Source organism: Polaromonas sp., from assembly GCF_029945895.1.
In the GTDB taxonomy this organism is placed as follows: Bacteria; Pseudomonadota; Gammaproteobacteria; order Burkholderiales; family Burkholderiaceae_C; genus Polaromonas.
Genome location: NZ_JAQSDL010000110.1, coordinates 1 through 15,413, shown reverse-complemented (window position 1 = coordinate 15,413; position 15,413 = coordinate 1). Strand labels below are relative to the sequence as shown.

The 15,413-nt window shown below is 64.9% G+C and carries 12 protein-coding genes; 1 reads left to right on the top strand and 11 read right to left on the bottom strand.

Annotated elements, in window-relative coordinates; translation table 11 throughout:
- Window positions 1–62: 62 nt before the first annotated feature.
- Window positions 63–2,294, bottom strand: a complete 2,232-nt coding sequence (locus PSV33_RS17110) for an ATP-binding protein (RefSeq protein WP_300563540.1) — start codon at window positions 2,292–2,294, stop codon at window positions 63–65.
- A 262-nt stretch (window positions 2,295–2,556) separates the two neighbouring features.
- Between PSV33_RS17110 and PSV33_RS17105 the strand changes: the two genes are divergently transcribed.
- Window positions 2,557–3,135: a restriction endonuclease gene (locus PSV33_RS17105; protein WP_300563537.1), complete on the top strand. Its 579-nt coding sequence runs from the start codon at window positions 2,557–2,559 to the stop codon at window positions 3,133–3,135.
- 89 nt (window positions 3,136–3,224) lie between these two features.
- On the opposite strand, the gene PSV33_RS17100 is transcribed toward PSV33_RS17105, so the two are convergent.
- The 10 genes from PSV33_RS17100 to PSV33_RS17055 all read right to left on the bottom strand — a co-directional run.
- The gene (locus PSV33_RS17100) at window positions 3,225–4,427 is read right to left on the bottom strand and encodes a YbfB/YjiJ family MFS transporter (RefSeq protein WP_300563702.1); all 1,203 of its coding nucleotides are present in this window, start codon (window positions 4,425–4,427) and stop codon (window positions 3,225–3,227) included.
- 41 nt (window positions 4,428–4,468) lie between these two features.
- Window positions 4,469–5,140, bottom strand: coding sequence for a hypothetical protein (locus PSV33_RS17095; protein ID WP_300563535.1), 672 nt, complete (start codon window positions 5,138–5,140; stop codon window positions 4,469–4,471).
- Entirely contained in the window at window positions 5,137–6,141 is a 1,005-nt protein-coding gene (locus tag PSV33_RS17090) for a mammalian cell entry protein (protein ID WP_300563533.1), read from the bottom strand. Before PSV33_RS17090 ends, PSV33_RS17095 begins: the two co-directional genes overlap by 4 nt.
- 54 nt (window positions 6,142–6,195) lie before the next feature.
- Complete coding sequence (locus PSV33_RS17085) at window positions 6,196–6,999, bottom strand: ABC transporter permease (RefSeq protein WP_300563531.1); 804 nt, start codon at window positions 6,997–6,999, stop codon at window positions 6,196–6,198.
- Between the two features lie 36 nt (window positions 7,000–7,035).
- A complete protein-coding gene (locus tag PSV33_RS17080; protein ID WP_300563529.1) occupies window positions 7,036–7,464 on the bottom strand; it encodes a hypothetical protein in 429 nt (142 codons plus the stop codon).
- A gap of 270 nt (window positions 7,465–7,734) precedes the next feature.
- Window positions 7,735–8,001 carry a DUF5985 family protein gene (locus tag PSV33_RS17075; protein WP_300563527.1) on the bottom strand — a complete coding sequence of 89 codons (267 nt, stop codon included), beginning with the start codon at window positions 7,999–8,001 and terminating at the stop codon, window positions 7,735–7,737.
- A 3-nt stretch (window positions 8,002–8,004) separates the two neighbouring features.
- Window positions 8,005–8,262, bottom strand: a complete 258-nt coding sequence (locus PSV33_RS17070; RefSeq protein WP_300563525.1) for a DUF5985 family protein — start codon at window positions 8,260–8,262, stop codon at window positions 8,005–8,007.
- 3 nt (window positions 8,263–8,265) lie between these two features.
- The gene (locus PSV33_RS17065; RefSeq protein ID WP_300563523.1) at window positions 8,266–8,757 is read right to left on the bottom strand and encodes a hypothetical protein; all 492 of its coding nucleotides are present in this window, start codon (window positions 8,755–8,757) and stop codon (window positions 8,266–8,268) included.
- 10 nt (window positions 8,758–8,767) lie between these two features.
- The gene (locus PSV33_RS17060; protein WP_300563521.1) at window positions 8,768–10,924 is read right to left on the bottom strand and encodes a response regulator; all 2,157 of its coding nucleotides are present in this window, start codon (window positions 10,922–10,924) and stop codon (window positions 8,768–8,770) included.
- Window positions 10,921–15,413: HAMP domain-containing protein (locus tag PSV33_RS17055; protein WP_300563519.1), on the bottom strand; the 4,493-nt coding region annotated here is incomplete at its 5' end. The genes PSV33_RS17060 and PSV33_RS17055, both read right to left, overlap by 4 nt.

Genomic DNA, 15,413 nt, shown 5'->3' with positions numbered 1-15,413 from the left:
TTAGAAGCATGTCAGCTTCCGGCCCATGTCGCAGGGCCGCCGCGCCGGCGCCGGGCAGGGCTTTAGAAGTTGCTGCCGACCAGCGCCTCCAGCCGGGCCGGGTCGACCGGCTTGGTGAAGTGGTGGTCAAAGCCCGCCTCCTGCGCCTTGCGTTTGTCGTCGGCCTGACCCCATCCGGTCAGGGCGACGACGACCGGGGCAGGCACCTGGCCGAGAGCGCGAATCCTGCGGCAGGCTTCGTAGCCGTCCATGCGCGGCATGCCGATATCCAGAAAAATGATGTCGGGTCGGAAGGCAGCGGCCGCCTCGATGGCCTCGGCACCGTCATGGGCGGTGCGTACCTCGTGGCCCAGCATGCCCAGCAGGCTTGCCAGCGTCACGGCGGCATCGACATTGTCGTCGGTGACCAGAATCCGGCGTGGCTCGAAAGCGCCCGCCGCGGGCTGTACCGACGCCGGCACCTCAACCGCGCCGGCACCTGCCACCGCAGCCGCGTCGGCAACCGGCAGCCAGACAATGAAGCGGCTGCCGGGGCCGTCGCTGCGGCTTTCGGCCCGAATGCTGCCGCCATGCATCTCGACAATCTTGCGCACCAGCGTCAGGCCGATGCCCAGCCCGCCCTGGGCCTGCGGCGTGGCCGGGCTGGGCTCGCCCTGAACAAACATGTCAAAAATGCGCGTGCTCAGGTGCTCCGGCACCCCGATGCCGTTGTCCTCGATGCTGACCGTCACGCCCTGCGCGTTGGCGCTCACCCGCAACTCCACGGAGCCGCCTTCCGGGGTGTATTTCGCGGCGTTGTTGAGCAGGTTGGTGAAGGCCTGCGACAGGCGCACCGGATCAGCCGTCACCTTGATCGGCTGTTCCGGCATGGTGATGCTGAAGGCGTGCTGCCGCTCGGCGATGGCCGGCCGGCTGGTCTCGGCCGCGCTGCGTATGGCGTCGTCGAGTGGAATCTGCTCGAGGCGCAGCTCCAGCTTGCCGCGGCTGATGCGGCTGACATCGAGCAGGTCATCGACCAGGCGTGTCATGTGCGCGATCTGGCGCTCCATGATGGCCCGGGTACGCTCCAGAACCGCCGGATCGTCCGCCCCCAGCCGCAGGATCTCCGCGCTGGCGCGCAGCGGTGCCAGCGGGTTGCGCAACTCATGGGCCAGCATCGCCAGGAACTCGTCCTTCATGCGGCTCATCTGTTCGGCCTCGCTGCGCGCGGCGCGCTCGTTGTCGAGCAGCTTTTCGCGTTCCTGCGCAGCCTGCCGGGCCACCTCATACAGACGGGCGTTGTCGATGGACACGCCGGCCTGCGCCGCAATGCCGGTCACCAGCCTTTCGGCCCGTTCGTCGAAAACGCCGGCATTCGGGTGGCCGAAAAAAAGCCCTCCTATCACGTCCGCGGAACCCGACGCCACCGGCACGGCCAGGTAACTGCGGATAGCCACACTCCCCGGCCGGGCCGTTGCCTCGTAGCGCGCGTCCTTCGACAGGTCGTCGAGATGGACCATCGGCGCGCCGCTGAGCGTGAGATCGAACAGCGCGCCGGCCTGCGGCAGGCCGCAGCTGTCGAAGTCCTCCGCGGCGATGCCCGACACCGTCCGCAGGAAGGGGCTGTTGCCGCCCGGGGCGGCGGTGTTGTAGAAAAAGACGCCCACTTTTGCGCCGCTGATTTCGGTGGCTGCGTCAATGACCGCCTGCGCCAGCATGCGCACGTCGAGCTTGGCCGTCAGGATGGTGCCGGTCTTGTTGAGCAGTTCCAGCACGCGGGCCTTTTTGCGCAGGGCATCCTCGGTGCGGCGCTGTTCCGTGATGTCGCGAAACACCCAGACCCGCCCGACATGCTGGCCCTCCACCACCTGGATCTTGGAAGTACGTTCATAGATCCGGCCGTCGCGCAGCTGGAGCAGGTCGAAACTTTCCGCCGGCGAGTGGCGGTAGATCTCATGGACCCGGTCGAGGAAGTGCCGGGTATCCTCGACCTGCCGGCTCACCTCCGGCAGCAACCTTTCGTGGTCGCGAAAGGCCATGAGCTCGTCGGACAGCCCCCACATCCGGACGTATTGCTGGTTGAAACCCGTGATGTGCGCGTTGTCATCGGAGACCAGGATGCCGTCACGGCTGGCCTCCAGGGTGGCCCGGACCATGGACAGGGACAGCGCGAGTTCCGCCGTTTTCTGCTCCAGCCCGTCCCTGGCGGCCACCTGCACTCCTTCGGCCTGCTGGCGGGCGCGCACGATGGTCTGCGCGTTCTGCAGGGCCACGGAGCGCAGCTGGCGGTCGTCGTCGTCTGGGGCCGGCATCATCGTCCTTCTTCAGGCATCTCTGCCCCGGTCCGGACCGGCCACACCGCGCCGACAGGCATGCGCGGGCCCGGCTGGAGGTGCGGGGGCTGTGAAATGCGGCCAACAGGCGGGAGCGCAATCTGCATGGTGCTTTACTATAAGGAAGTTCGACCCGTGCGGGTGTAGGCCAAAGCGGATTGTGAAGGCAAAACCCCGCTTTCCCAACCTCTGCCGCCCCTGCCAGCCTGCCTCCTCACCCGAAAGGAATATCTTGAAATTCAAAATGGCTGAAAAGTCACTTTTTGCCATCCTGCTGCGTTCGCCCTGGTGGATCAGCCTGGCCATTGCCGTCGCCTTCGGGCTGGCCTCCAAGGCGTTGTTGCCCGCGCAGTATGTTGTATTTGGCGCGCTCGGGGGCCTGCCCTTTGTCGTGATCGGCGCGATTGCCGCCTGGAAGCAGTTCAGCGCGCCCAGCACCGCCCATGTCGAAGGCACGCTGGCGCAGCTGGAGGCGATGTCCTGGCGCGATTTCTCGGTCGCCGTGGAGCAGGCTTTTGTCCGTGAAGGTTATGCGGTGCGGCGCCTCGACAGCGCGGCGGCTGATTTTGTACTGGCCAGGGCAGGCCGCACCACGCTGCTGGCCTGCAAGCGCTGGAAAGCCGCTCACCTGGGCATCGAGCCCTTCCAGGGCCTGCAGGCAGCGCTGGGCGCCCACCAGGCCGACAGCGCCCTGTGCATCGCCACCGGACAGGTGACGGACAAGGCGCGCCAGTTTGCGGCCGAACACCAGATCCGTGTTCTGCAGGGCACCGAGCTGGCCCAGATGCTTCGGCCGGTGCTGGCAAAAACCACCAGGGCCTAGCCCTGTTCTGCTCCTGTTTTGGTAGCTGCCTGCGCAGGTGGCTATTGGGCTGGAAGCCTTTTTCGCTATAAAACGCGAGCCAGCCCGGTTCAGTGCTGCCGCGCGGCCTTCAGGACCGGGTAGACACTGGCCATCCACAGATACATCAGCGCGCCGGCCAGCAAGGCCGCCGCCGCGATTTCCAGCGACAGCGTGAACCCCTCGCCCAGGCTGCGGCTGTGGCGCAGCAGCACGGCGACCAGCGGTGGGCCGGCAATCTGACCGATGCCGTACATGGCGGTCAGCAGGCCCATGTAGCTGGCGGCTGCGGCCGGCCGCAGCCGCCGCACTTCCTGCATGGCAAAAAAAGTGATGGCGGTGAATGGAATGCCCAGCAGCAGGCTGCCGAAAGCGAAACCAGCCAGGTTGGGGCTCAACACGCTGGCCGCGATGCCCAGCGCCTGCACCACATAGGCGCCGGCCAGCAGGTAGCGGAAGTCTCCGCTGGCCGGGATGCGGGTGGCCAGCAACGCGCCGGTCACCACACCAAGGCCAAAGATGGGCCAGAAGAAATCGATCCAGACCGAACCCGGCATGGCTTCGCGCGCGATCACCGGCAAAAAGGTGGCGGTGATGATGTAGCCGAAACCGGCGAGCCCGTAAGCCAGCGCCAGCAGCAGCATCTGTTTGCGGCCGGCTGGCGCATGGGGCGTGGCTGGTGTGCTGACCGGCGCGCTGGCAGCACTGGCGCCCGGCCCCGGCCCCCGCTCCTGGAAAGTTCGCCACACGGCTGTCGTCAACACGGCGGCGAGCACGCCAAAAATCAGCCAGCCGGTGGCGGCCGTCCACTGCAGCGCCACCATGGCGCTGGCAAACAGCCCGCTCAGGGCAATGCCGGCGCCCGGGCCGGCGTACATGATGCCGCCCAGCGCCGGCGCGCCCAGCCGGGCCAGTTGGGCCAGGCACCAGCCGGAGGTGTAGACAAATACCAGCGCACTGGCCACACCGGCCGCAAAACGCAGCAGCGGCCAGACGGCCGGCAGGTGCAGGGCCATGCCCAAGGTCAGCAGCGTGGTGGCGACCAGGCCCGCGCGCACCCAGCTGGAGGCGGCAACGACCGGCAGAAAACGCAGGTGTTTCCAGATCCAGGGCTGGAAGGTGCACAGCAGCGCGCCGACCAGATAACCGAGGTAGTTGGCACTGGCCAGCCAGCTGGCCGACGGCAGGTCGATCACGCCATCGCTCAGCATCATGGGCAGCAGCGGCGTGAAGGCAAAACGGCCTATGCCCATGGCCGCGGCCAGTGACAACATGCCGGCGACGGCAACCGCCCAGCGGCTCACAGGTGCCCGGCTCAAGGTTTGCCCACCGCAGCCGGGTTTTGCGTCAAGGCGATGCGGCGGCGCAGGTGCGCGGCTGCCTCGGTATCGCCGCCCTTTTCCGCCAGTTGCAACTGCACGCCCAGCCAGGCCAGCAGCGGCCGGCGCCAGCCCTGGCCGGAAGCCGTGTCCACCGCCTGCTGCAGCACGGCCGGGCTGGCGCGGCCGGCGCGAAACATCACGCCGGCGGCGACCAGTTGCGACAGCGGATCAGCCATCGCTTTCAGAGCCGCCGCATCCGCACCGGCTGCGGCCGCGCCGCGTTGCGGGGCGGGCAGCAGGGCCAGGTCCTGCGGCTGCAACTGGCCGGCAAGGTAGTCGGCATAGGCGCGCTCGGCGGCCGGTGCGTCGGGCCGCAGCACTTCAAACCCGGCGCAGGGCTCGAGCACCAGGCTGGCGACGCGGCTGGCGCAACGCAGCAGTTCGGCCCGCGCCATCAGGTCGCTGCGGCCGGTGCTGGAGAGTTCGCTGCGGGCGCGCGCGAACTCCTGCGCTTCGACGCGCGAGTTGCCTTCGAGGTAGGCGGCAACCGCCCGCTCCATGGCGGTCTTGGCCTCCATCTGCCAGTCGGGGGCCTTCGGCCCGCTGCTGCAGGCAGCCAGCGCCAGCAGCGCCAGAAAGGACAGGATGCGTGAAAGGATGCTCATGGCAGCTTGATCTCCGTGTCGCGGGCAAACGGCCACTTGCGGTTGATCTCGTTGATCAGGCCGTCCACCTTGCGCAGGCTGGACTCGACCTCGCCGCGCAGCGCGCCGAGGTCATCGGTGGCAGCGCGGGCGTTGGCGCCCACGGCCTGTGCCTCGACAAGCACCGCGTCAACTTTTTTCAGGCTGTTGCGCGCTTCACCGAGCAGGGTGTTGAGCTGAACCACCGTGGCCCGCGCTTCCGGCATCACGCCCTTGGCGCCAAACACCTGGGTGTCGGTCTTGGCTGCCAGGCTGTCGAGTTTGGTCAGCAAGGCGTTGGTACGGTCCAGCGTGGCAATCAGCTTTTTCGCTTCGGCTTCGTTGCCCAGCAGCACGCTGAGCGCCCCGCCGGGGCCGTTGAGCTTTTCAGTCAGTTTCTGGACGTTGGCCAGACTGGCGCCTATCGCTCCGCCGCTGCCCGTCAGGCCGTTGAGGTTTTCAATCAGGTCCTTGGCAGCGGCTACCAGCTTGGGCACTTCGGCGCCGGCGTCGCCGCGCAGCACTTCGCGCACCGCGCCGTCCGGCAGCAGCGGGTCCTTGAGCATGCCGGTGTAGGCACGGATGTTGGTACTGCCCACCAGCCCGCGCACCAGGGTGAAAACGCTGGACGTGCGCAGCCAGTGCGCGTCCTTGGTCGGCACATCCACGATGATGCGGGCCTTGCCGTCTTCGGCCAGTTCGATGCGGCGCACGCGACCGATCGGGAAGCCCGAAAACGTCATGTCCATGCCGACCACCACGCCTTCGGAGTCGTCGGACAGCAGCACCAGCTTCTGGGTACTCTCGAAAGCGCCGCGCGCATACAGCACGTAAAGCGCCGAGCCGACGACCAGCACCGCCATGAAAACCAGCAGCAGCAGCGCCTTGAACTCGAGGTTGGCGACGGGCGGCATGGCCACGCTGCTGCCGGGAGGCGGCTCCGGCGGCTCGGGCGGCGATGGGGGTGGCAGGGCTTGACTCATGGTTTGGAAGAAAGGGTGGATAGGGACGGATGTCGGGAAGGATGGAAACAGGCGTCAGTAGTAGTTGCCCACAAGGGACACCACCTCGATGACCAGGATCACCGCAAACATGCGCACCAGCATGCGCAGTTCGGCGCTGGCGCGAAAACGCAGCTCTGCCGTGTCGTACAGGGCGGACGCCATCGGAATCAGCGATACGGCGAGGCTGAAAAACAGGGTTTTCAGCACAAAAATCAGGGTTACGTCGGGGTTGAACACCTGGCCGAAGAGCCGGGTGTACATCGCCACGCCGGACAGCGTGAAGCCGTAACTGGCGAGGTAGGCCATCACCAGCGCGACCACACAACTCAGCGCAGCCAGCGTGACCGTGGCAAAAATGCCGGCCGTCACACGCGGCAACACCTCTTGCCGAACCGGGTCCAGGCCGCGCTGCTGCAGGGCCTGCAACTCACCGCGCTGGCGCATCAGCGACAGCTCGACCCCGCTGGCAATGGCGCAGCGCAGGGCCACAAACATGGCGGCCGTCAGGGGAATCAGTTCCAGCACCAGCACCCGAATGACGACCTGCAAGGCGTACTGGGACAGGCCGTAACTGAGCGCGGTGACGATGACAATGCGCGTGATGACCACAGTGATCAGCGCACACATCAGCGTGAAACCCAGCAGATTGGGCGCGGTGTTGAGATAGATGTGGCGCGCCAGCGCCCGGCGGTTGTCGCGGGCGTAGCTGGACGGCGACAGGGCCAGCACCAGAATCAGCGCGCCGAGGTGGATCAGGCGCCACCAGCCCACCAGCCAGTTCCGCGCCCTGTGGTTCAGTTCCGCCAGCGTTCCACGCCGATCAGCCAAGGGAGTCATCCGGCCATGATACTGCGCACCGCCGGGCTCCGCCCCTCAGGCCAGCGGCCCCGCGTCGAGCGGCAGCGACCCATTGGGAATGCCCGCGGACAGGTGGAGCGCCTGCGCGCAGCGCGCCACCTCGTCGCGCTCGCCCTGCCACAGGGCCCTGATGTAGGCCCGGTAGGCCGGGTGCCAGTCGTCGGCTTCTTCGAGCGCATCCAGCACGCCGCCGGCGGAAATCAGGTCCTGCACATGCGCGGCCACCTCGGTGGCCAGGGTACAGGCGGTGTTGATCACCTTGTCGACATCCTCGTCCTGGGGATTCAAGGTGGTGATCCCGAACAGGGAAAACACCTGAGCCAGCATCGCCTCGGAGGAGGCATCAAAACCCTCCTGGCCAGTGGCTGGGTTCAGCGTTCTCTCGGCGGGAAAGGCGGCCTGCGCGGCGGCCGCCAGCAGTTGCTCGCGAAACAGTGCACTCATGCGTGTGGTCTTCCGTGTCCATGGTTCGCCGCCGGAGCGGCGGCGATGGCTGAAAGTTTAGGGCATGCGGCACATGGCCGTCTGTGCTCCTGTGGACGGGGCCTACCAGAGCCCACCAGGGCACGGCAGCAGGACAGAAAATCATCTATCTCGCCGGCCTTGTCGAAGACCACATCGACCCGCAGCGCCATACCAGTGCCATACCTACGCGGCAAGGTGATGCAGGACACAAGCGGCCTCCCGCTCGATCGGCATGGAGGCAAAAGCACATCAAGGTCCGGCGTCAGGCCGGTTCTTTTCCCAGATCGCCAGCAGGATCAGCCCGTAGCTCAGGATGCGAATCATGTAGTACACCGGCACATCCTCGGGGATGTCGCTGTTCAGGCCCATGTGGATGCGGCTGAAGCCCTCGATCCAGAACGACAGGGCAAAGTAGAGGAAAAAGCGGTCCCTGCTGGTGTACCAGTACCTGAAAAAAAACAGCCCCACCGCGAGGGAACCGAGCGCGATGGCTCCTGCCAGCATGTCCTGGACCATGGCTTACTCCTCTTCCCAGATCAGGCCAAACAGCATGAGCACAACAGCCGCCAGCGCGGCTACGAGGCGCCACAAGGTCAGGTCGGCCACCGTGAACACCAGCTTGTCCAGTACCAGCAGGACGTTGTTGACCGACAGCGCCAGGAAACACAGGCCGCTCCAGAAAAGCAGGCGATGACCGGAGCGCTGGTATCCGCGCAGAGACAGCCAGGCGCAGGCGACCGAGGTCAACGCGCACAGGGAATAAATCAGTTCGGCCATGGTTCAGGCATCCTTTCGCCAACGGAAGGCATCTGCAAACTTCTGAGCCCGTTTGTCCTGTTTGTCCCGCTTCTCCGCCTTGGAATGAATCAGGTGGGTCACCTCGACCAGGTGATGGGCATACACCTCTGCGAGGTCGTCCAGCATCTGACGCAGCTCCTCCGAAGCCGGCTGGTAGCGGAACTGGGGGGCGTCCGGCAGGGAGTTTTCAACCACGCCTGCGGCCTCCAGTTCGGCGAGCAGTTCCTGTGCCGTCTTGTCGCTCACATACAGCCGCTGCGCCACCTGCCGGACAGGCCACCGCGTCTCGGGCTGGCTGCGCAGCAGCAGCAACGCCTCCAGGTAGGGGATGGAACTGACACTGGTCACCAGAAAACGCCGGACGTCATCGGGCAGGGCCGCAGAGACGCCGGAATCGGCGGAAAGGGCAAAGTCGGGGTTATCTGGCGGCGTCGGGCGCATCACTTGCCGAAGCGCTCCCTGGTGCGGCAGCATGAGCCCATGGTCATGTCTCCAGCCCCTCTTTTTGCTGCATCGCCTGGCTGATGACAGACAACAGGAAGTCGATGTCAGCCGGCTTGACGACGTGATGGTCAAAGCCCGCTTTCTGCGAGCGTTGCCGGCTCTCGGCCTCGCCATAACCGGTCAGCGCAATCAGGAGCGCGTCGCGTGTCTCGGGAAGTTGCCGCATCCGCTGCGCCACTTCGAAACCATTCATGCCGGGCAGGCCGATGTCGAGAATCACGATGGCAGGCAGGAACTCCCTGGCAGCCGCCAGGGCCGCTTCACCGTCGGTGGCAATCCGGGCCACATACCCCTCCGACTCCAGCAGCACCTTCATGGTGTCGGCGGACGCCAGCAAATCGTCCACCACGAGAACGCGAACCAGCCCGGCCGGACGCGCTGCCACGGCGGGCGTCCGGGTCGCTGGCAACGGGAGGTCGGCCTCGGTGGCGAGACGGGCCGGGAGGAACACGGACATTTCGGTGCCCCGGTCGGAGCCTTCGCTGACGGCGCTGACCTTTCCGCCGTGAAGTTCCACCAGATGTTTGACCAGGGTCAGCCCGATGCCCAGACCGCCGTGGGGACGGTCCAGCGCCTGATCGTCCTGGGCAAACAGGTCAAACACATGCGGCAGGAACGCGGGGTCTATCCCCTGGCCGTTGTCCCTGACTGAAATCCGCAGCTCCTGCCCCGAAAATGCAGCCGCCAGGCCAATCTTCCCGCGCGCCGGGGTGAACTTCGACGCGTTGTTGAGCAAGTTGGAAAGAATCTGGGACAAGCGCACCATATCGCCTTCGATCACCACGGCTTCCCCGGGAAGCGACACCGACAGCTCCTGCTGGCGCGCCAGGATCAGCGGCTCGCTGGCCTCCACCGCGCGTTCGCACAGCGTTGTCAGCGTCAGCAGCTCCGTCTTCACGCTGACCTTGCCGCGCGCGAACCGTGACACATCCAGCAAGTCGTCGACCATGCGCGACATGTGGTCCACCTGGCGTCCAATCACATCGCGCGCCCAGACCACGGTGGGATCATGCAGTTCGGTGCCATGCAGGATGCGGACCGCGTTGCTGATGGGCGCCAGCGGATTGCGCAACTCGTGGGCCAGCATGGCGAGAAATTCATTTTTCCGGGTGTCGGCCTGCTGGACCAGGGTATAAAGCCGCGCGTTTTCCATTGCGATGGAGGCCCGGCTGACAACCTCATCGATCAGGGACATCCGGGCGCATTCGAAGTGCTGGCGCTGGCCAAACAGCAGCAACGCCCCCAGGGGCCGGTCGCCCGCAAAAAGGGGGCACACCGCGGTCTGCTCGATGCCTTCCGGCAAAGAAGCCAGGCTGTCATGCTCCTCCCACAACAGCAGCGGCGGGACCAGTTCGATCTGGCGGGATGCCGTGGCCAGGCGGACCGCCTGCACCACCTCCGGATGAAGCTTGCGCCGCTGCGCCAGGGCATGGCCGGGAACGGGCGACGAGCCGTTTGCCGGATCCTGCAGGCCGGTGCAGCGGAGTTCACCGTGATCATCCGTCAACGCCACGGCCGCCAGATCGGCCAGGGAAGGAAGGGCAATCTGGAACAAGGTACGGATCGTGTCGTCGGTATTGAGCGAACGCGAGAGCAGCCGGCTCGCCTCGGACAGGTAGTTGGCCCGCCTGATGGCCTCCTCGGCCGCCGAACGGGCGGCTTCGGAACGGGCCAGCGCCTCACGCTGCACCATTTGCACCTGAAGCTGGCGATTCATGCGGTACAGGTCGACAAACACCCTGACCTTGGAGCGCAGGATTTCAGGCACCACGGGCGTCGAGATATAGTCCACGGCGCCCAGGGCATAACCCTGGATGGTCTGCAGCTCATCGGCATAGGCCGTGATGAACAGAATCGGCGTCTGCGCAGTTTTCCGGTACTGGCGGATCAGTTTGGCGGTTTCCAGCCCGTCGATGTCAGGCATGTTGACGTCCAGCAGAATGACCGCAAACTCCATCTTCAGGATCAGCCGCAGGGCCTCCTTGCCAGAGCGGGCATGAACCACATTCTGGTGAAGTTCCTCAAGAACGCTGCCAAACACGACATGTTTTTCCGACAGGTCATCCACCACCAGAATATTGACCCGCTCCTCGTCGCCAGCCTGCGACACCCCCGCGGGTGCTAGCACGGCGCTCATTGCGGCAACCATGCGCGCAACACCGCCAGCAGGTCCTCGGTGTTGACCGGTTTGGACAGATAGTCCCAGGCGCCGGCTTCAATGCATTTTTCCCGGTCGCCTTTCATCGCCTTGGCGGTGACGGCAATCATGGGCAAATTCCTTCCGGCCGGCAGCTTTCGGATGGCCTGCATGGTGGCCATGCCATCCATCTCGGGCATCATGATGTCCATCAGGACCAGCTGGATCTGCGGGTCCGCGGCAATGCGCGCTATCGCGTCGCGCCCGTTGTCGGCCCACACGATGTCCATGGCCTCCTCCTCGAGCACGGTGGCCAGCGCAAAAATATTGCGCATGTCATCGTCCACAATCAGCACCCGCTTGCCGGCCAGCGACTTGTTGGATTCGTGCAGGTTTTTCAGCAGGGCATGTTGCTGCATGGACAGGCGTGCCGGGTTGATGTGCAACGCGTGAATCACCTGGTCCAGCAGCTTGGGAACGGAGCGTGCTTCCCGCACGCTGATCTCGCCGCGGGAATGCCAGGCGCGGGACTCCTCCGCATCAATGAGCCCGTCGCGGTAAATCACCAGAGGCAGGGGTCCGAGTGAAGGACGGGCGGCGAGTACCTCGCGCCACTGGGACAGGCCGTCATCCATGGACGCCTCATCGGCGATCAGGCAGTCGAAGCTGCCGGTTCTGAGCCGCTCGGCGATGTCCCGACCGGAAGCGGCCTTCACGGTGCTGACGCGATCGTCCTCCAGGTAGGTGCTGATCTGCCGGCCGATATCGGCATCGCCGATGTGCAGCAACACGTTCCGTCCCGGCCGGGTCACGTACATGTGCAGTTGCTCCAGCATCCGGTCGAGGATCTCCTTCTGCGCAATCGGCTTGCCGAGAAAGGCGAAGGCGCCGGACCGGTAGGCCCGCTCCATGGCGTCGTCGGTGGAAATGACGCAAACCGGAATATGCCGCACCGCCATGTCCTGTTTGAGCCTGTCCAGCACACGCCAGCCGTCCATGTCCGGCAGGTACATGTCGAGCGTGATGGCAGAAGGCATGAACTGGGTGGCCAGGGTCAGTGCACCCGCCCCGCGGGATGTCACCAGGCCCTTGAAGCCCCTGGCACGCGCAGCGTCGAGCAAAAAGTCGGCAAAAGCGATGTCGTTTTCAACAATCAGCAGAACCTGGTCACCGGGCTGGATGTTCTGGCGGTCGTCCTGGGCGTCATCGGTCGGCATGGCCGGCATTTCCCCGGCCGGCGGCAGCGCGAGCGTCCTGGCAGGCAGACCCGCTCCCTCGGTCCTGGTATCGGCGAGAGTGGCAAGCTTGCGGACCGCACGCGTGGTCGGAAAGTTGAGCGGCAGGTAAAGCACAAAGCTGCTGCCCTCACCGGGCCTGCTGGCCAGCCGGATTTCACCGCCCAGCAGCTTGGAGAGCTCCCGGCTGATGGCCAGGCCCAGGCCGGTCCCGCCGTATTTTCGGGAGGTAGAGCCATCGGCCTGCTGAAAGGCTTCAAAAATGATCTGCTGCTTGTCGGCCGAAATGCCAATACCGGTATCGCTGACCGAGAAAGCCACGACCTGCTGGGCGCGGTTGAGCTCGTCATGGTCCGGACTCCAGCCCGAATAGGCCTCTTCGATCGCGAGCGCCACATGCCCCTGATGGGTGAATTTGAAGGCGTTGGACAGCAGGTTCTTGAGGATCTGCTGCAGGCGCTTGAGGTCGGTGATCATCGAGGTGGGCAACTCGGTGCCGGTGGTGATCAGGAATTCGACATTCTTCGCCTCGGCCACGTGGCGGAAGGTGCGCTCCACATACTGCTGGAGATCGGACAGGCGGATCTCGCTGATATCGACCACCACCGTCCCCGACTCGATCTTGGACAGGTCAAGAATGTCGTTGATGAGCATCAGCAGGTCGTTGCCCGAGGAGTGGATGGTCTTGGCAAACTCGACCTGTTTGGGCCGCAGGTTGCCTTCGGGATTCTTGCAAAGCTGGTCGGACAGAATCAGCAGGCTGTTGAGCGGCGTGCGCAGCTCGTGCGACATGTTGGCCAGAAACTCTGACTTGTACTTGGACGTCAGCGAGAGCTGCTTGGCCTTTTCCTCCAGCGCCTGGCGCGCCTGCTCGACCTCCTGGTTCTTCCGCTCGACCTCCTGGTTCTGGTGCGCCAGCAGCCTGGCTTTTTCCTGCAGCTCTTCGTTGGTCTGCTGCAGTTCCTGCTGCCGGCTTTGCAGCTCCTGCGCCAGCGACTGGGACTGCGTGAGCAGGTCTTCGGTGCGCATGTTGGCCTCGATCGTGTTGATCACGATGCCGATACTTTCCGTCAGCTGATCCAGGAAGGCCTGGTGCGCGGGGTTGAAGCGTTCGAGCGATGCCAGCTCCACCACCCCCCTGACCTGCCCTTCAAAAATAATCGGCAGGACCAGGATGTTCAGCGGTGCCACTTCGGTCAGGCCGGAGGAAATTTTCAGGCTGGCGGGCATGGACGAGGTGAGCAGGATTTTCTGCTTGTCGTAGGCGCACTGGCCCACCAGGCCCTGGCCCAGATCGATTTCCTTGCCATAGGCGCCCTGGCCTTCCGACGCGTAGCTGGCCATGAGGCGCAGGCGCGGCTTGTCCTGGGTGTAGCGCAGCACGTAAAACTCCGCCTGCTGGGCGCCAACCACGGGCGCCAGCTCCGAGAGAATCAGGTGGCCCACCGCCACCAGGTCTTTCTGGCCCTGCAGCATGCGGCTGAACTTGGCCAGGTTGGTCTTGAGCCAGTCCTGCTCGGTGTTGACCTGGGTCGTGTCCTTGAGGTTGCGGATCATCTCGTTGACGGTGTCCTTCAGCGCCGCCATCTCGCCGAGTGCCTCGACCGTGATGGAACGCGTCAGGTCGCCCTGCGTCACAGCCGTCGCCACCTCGGCAATCGCGCGCACCTGGGTCGTCAGATTCGCTGCCAGCTGGTTCACGTTTTCGGTCAGACCTTTCCACGTGCCCGAAGCGCCCGGCACCTTGGCCTGGCCGCCCAGCTTGCCTTCCACGCCGACCTCACGCGCCACCGTGGTCACCTGGTCGGCGAAAGTCGCCAGCGTGTCCGTCATGCCGTTGATGGTGTCGGCCAGCGCGGCAATTTCCCCCTTGGCTTCCACCGTGAGCTTGCGACCCAGGTCGCCGTTGGCCACGGCGGTCACCACCTTGGCGATGCCGCGCACCTGGCTGGTCAGGTTGCCGGCCATGAAGTTCACGTTGTCGGTCAAATCCTTCCAGGTGCCGGCCACGCCCTGCACATCGGCCTGGCCGCCCAGCTTGCCTTCGGTACCGACCTCGCGCGCCACCCGGGTCACTTCAGACGCGAAGGAGCGCAGCTGGTCCACCATGGTGTTGATGGTGTTTTTCAGTTCAAGGATCTCGCCCTTCACGTCCACCGTGATCTTCTTGGACAAGTCGCCGGCTGCCACGGCTTTCGTCACGTCGGCGATGTTGCGCACCTGGCTGGTCAGGTTGCCGGCCATGAAGTTCACGTTGTCGGTCAAATCCTTCCAGGTGCCGGCCACGCCCTGCACATCGGCCTGGCCGCCCAGCTTGCCTTCGGTACCGACCTCGCGCGCCACCCGGGTCACTTCAGACGCGAAGGAGCGCAGCTGGTCCACCATGGTGTTGATGGTGTTTTTCAGTTCAAGGATCTCGCCCTTCACGTCCACCGTGATCTTCTTGGACAAATCACCGGCCGCCACGGCGTTGGTCACCTCCGCGATGTTGCGCACCTGCGCCGTCAGGTTCGAGCCCATGGAGTTGACCGAATCGGTCAGGTCTTTCCAGGTACCCGCCACCCCTTGCACATCGGCCTGGCCGCCGAGTTTTCCTTCGGTGCCGACCTCGCGCGCCACACGGGTCACCTCGGACGCAAACGAGCTGAGCTGGTCCACCATGGTGTTGATGGTGTTTTTCAGTTCAAGGATCTCGCCCTTCACGTCCACCGTGATCTTCTTGGACAAATCACCGGCCGCCACGGCGTTGGTCACCTCCGCGATGTTGCGCACCTGCGCCGTCAGGTTCGAGCCCATGGAGTTGACCGAATCGGTCAGGTCTTTCCAGGTACCCGCCACTCCCTGCACATCGGCCTGACCGCCCAATTTTCCTTCGGTACCGACCTCGCGCGCCACACGGGTCACCTCGGACGCAAACGAGCTGAGCTGGTCCACCATGGTGTTGATGGTGTTTTTCAGTTCAAGGATCTCGCCCTTCACGTCCACCGTGATCTTCTTGGACAAGTCGCCGGCTGCCACGGCTTTCGTCACGTCGGCGATGTTGCGCACCTGGCTGGTCAGGTTGCCGGCCATGAAGTTCACGTTGTCGGTCAAATCCTTCCAGGTGCCGGCCACGCCCTGCACATCGGCCTGGCCGCCCAGCTTGCCTTCGGTACCGACCTCGCGCGCCACCCGGGTCACTTCAGACGCGAAGGAGCGCAGCTGGTCCACCATGGTGTTGATGGTGTTTTTCAGTTCAAGGATCTCGCCCTTCA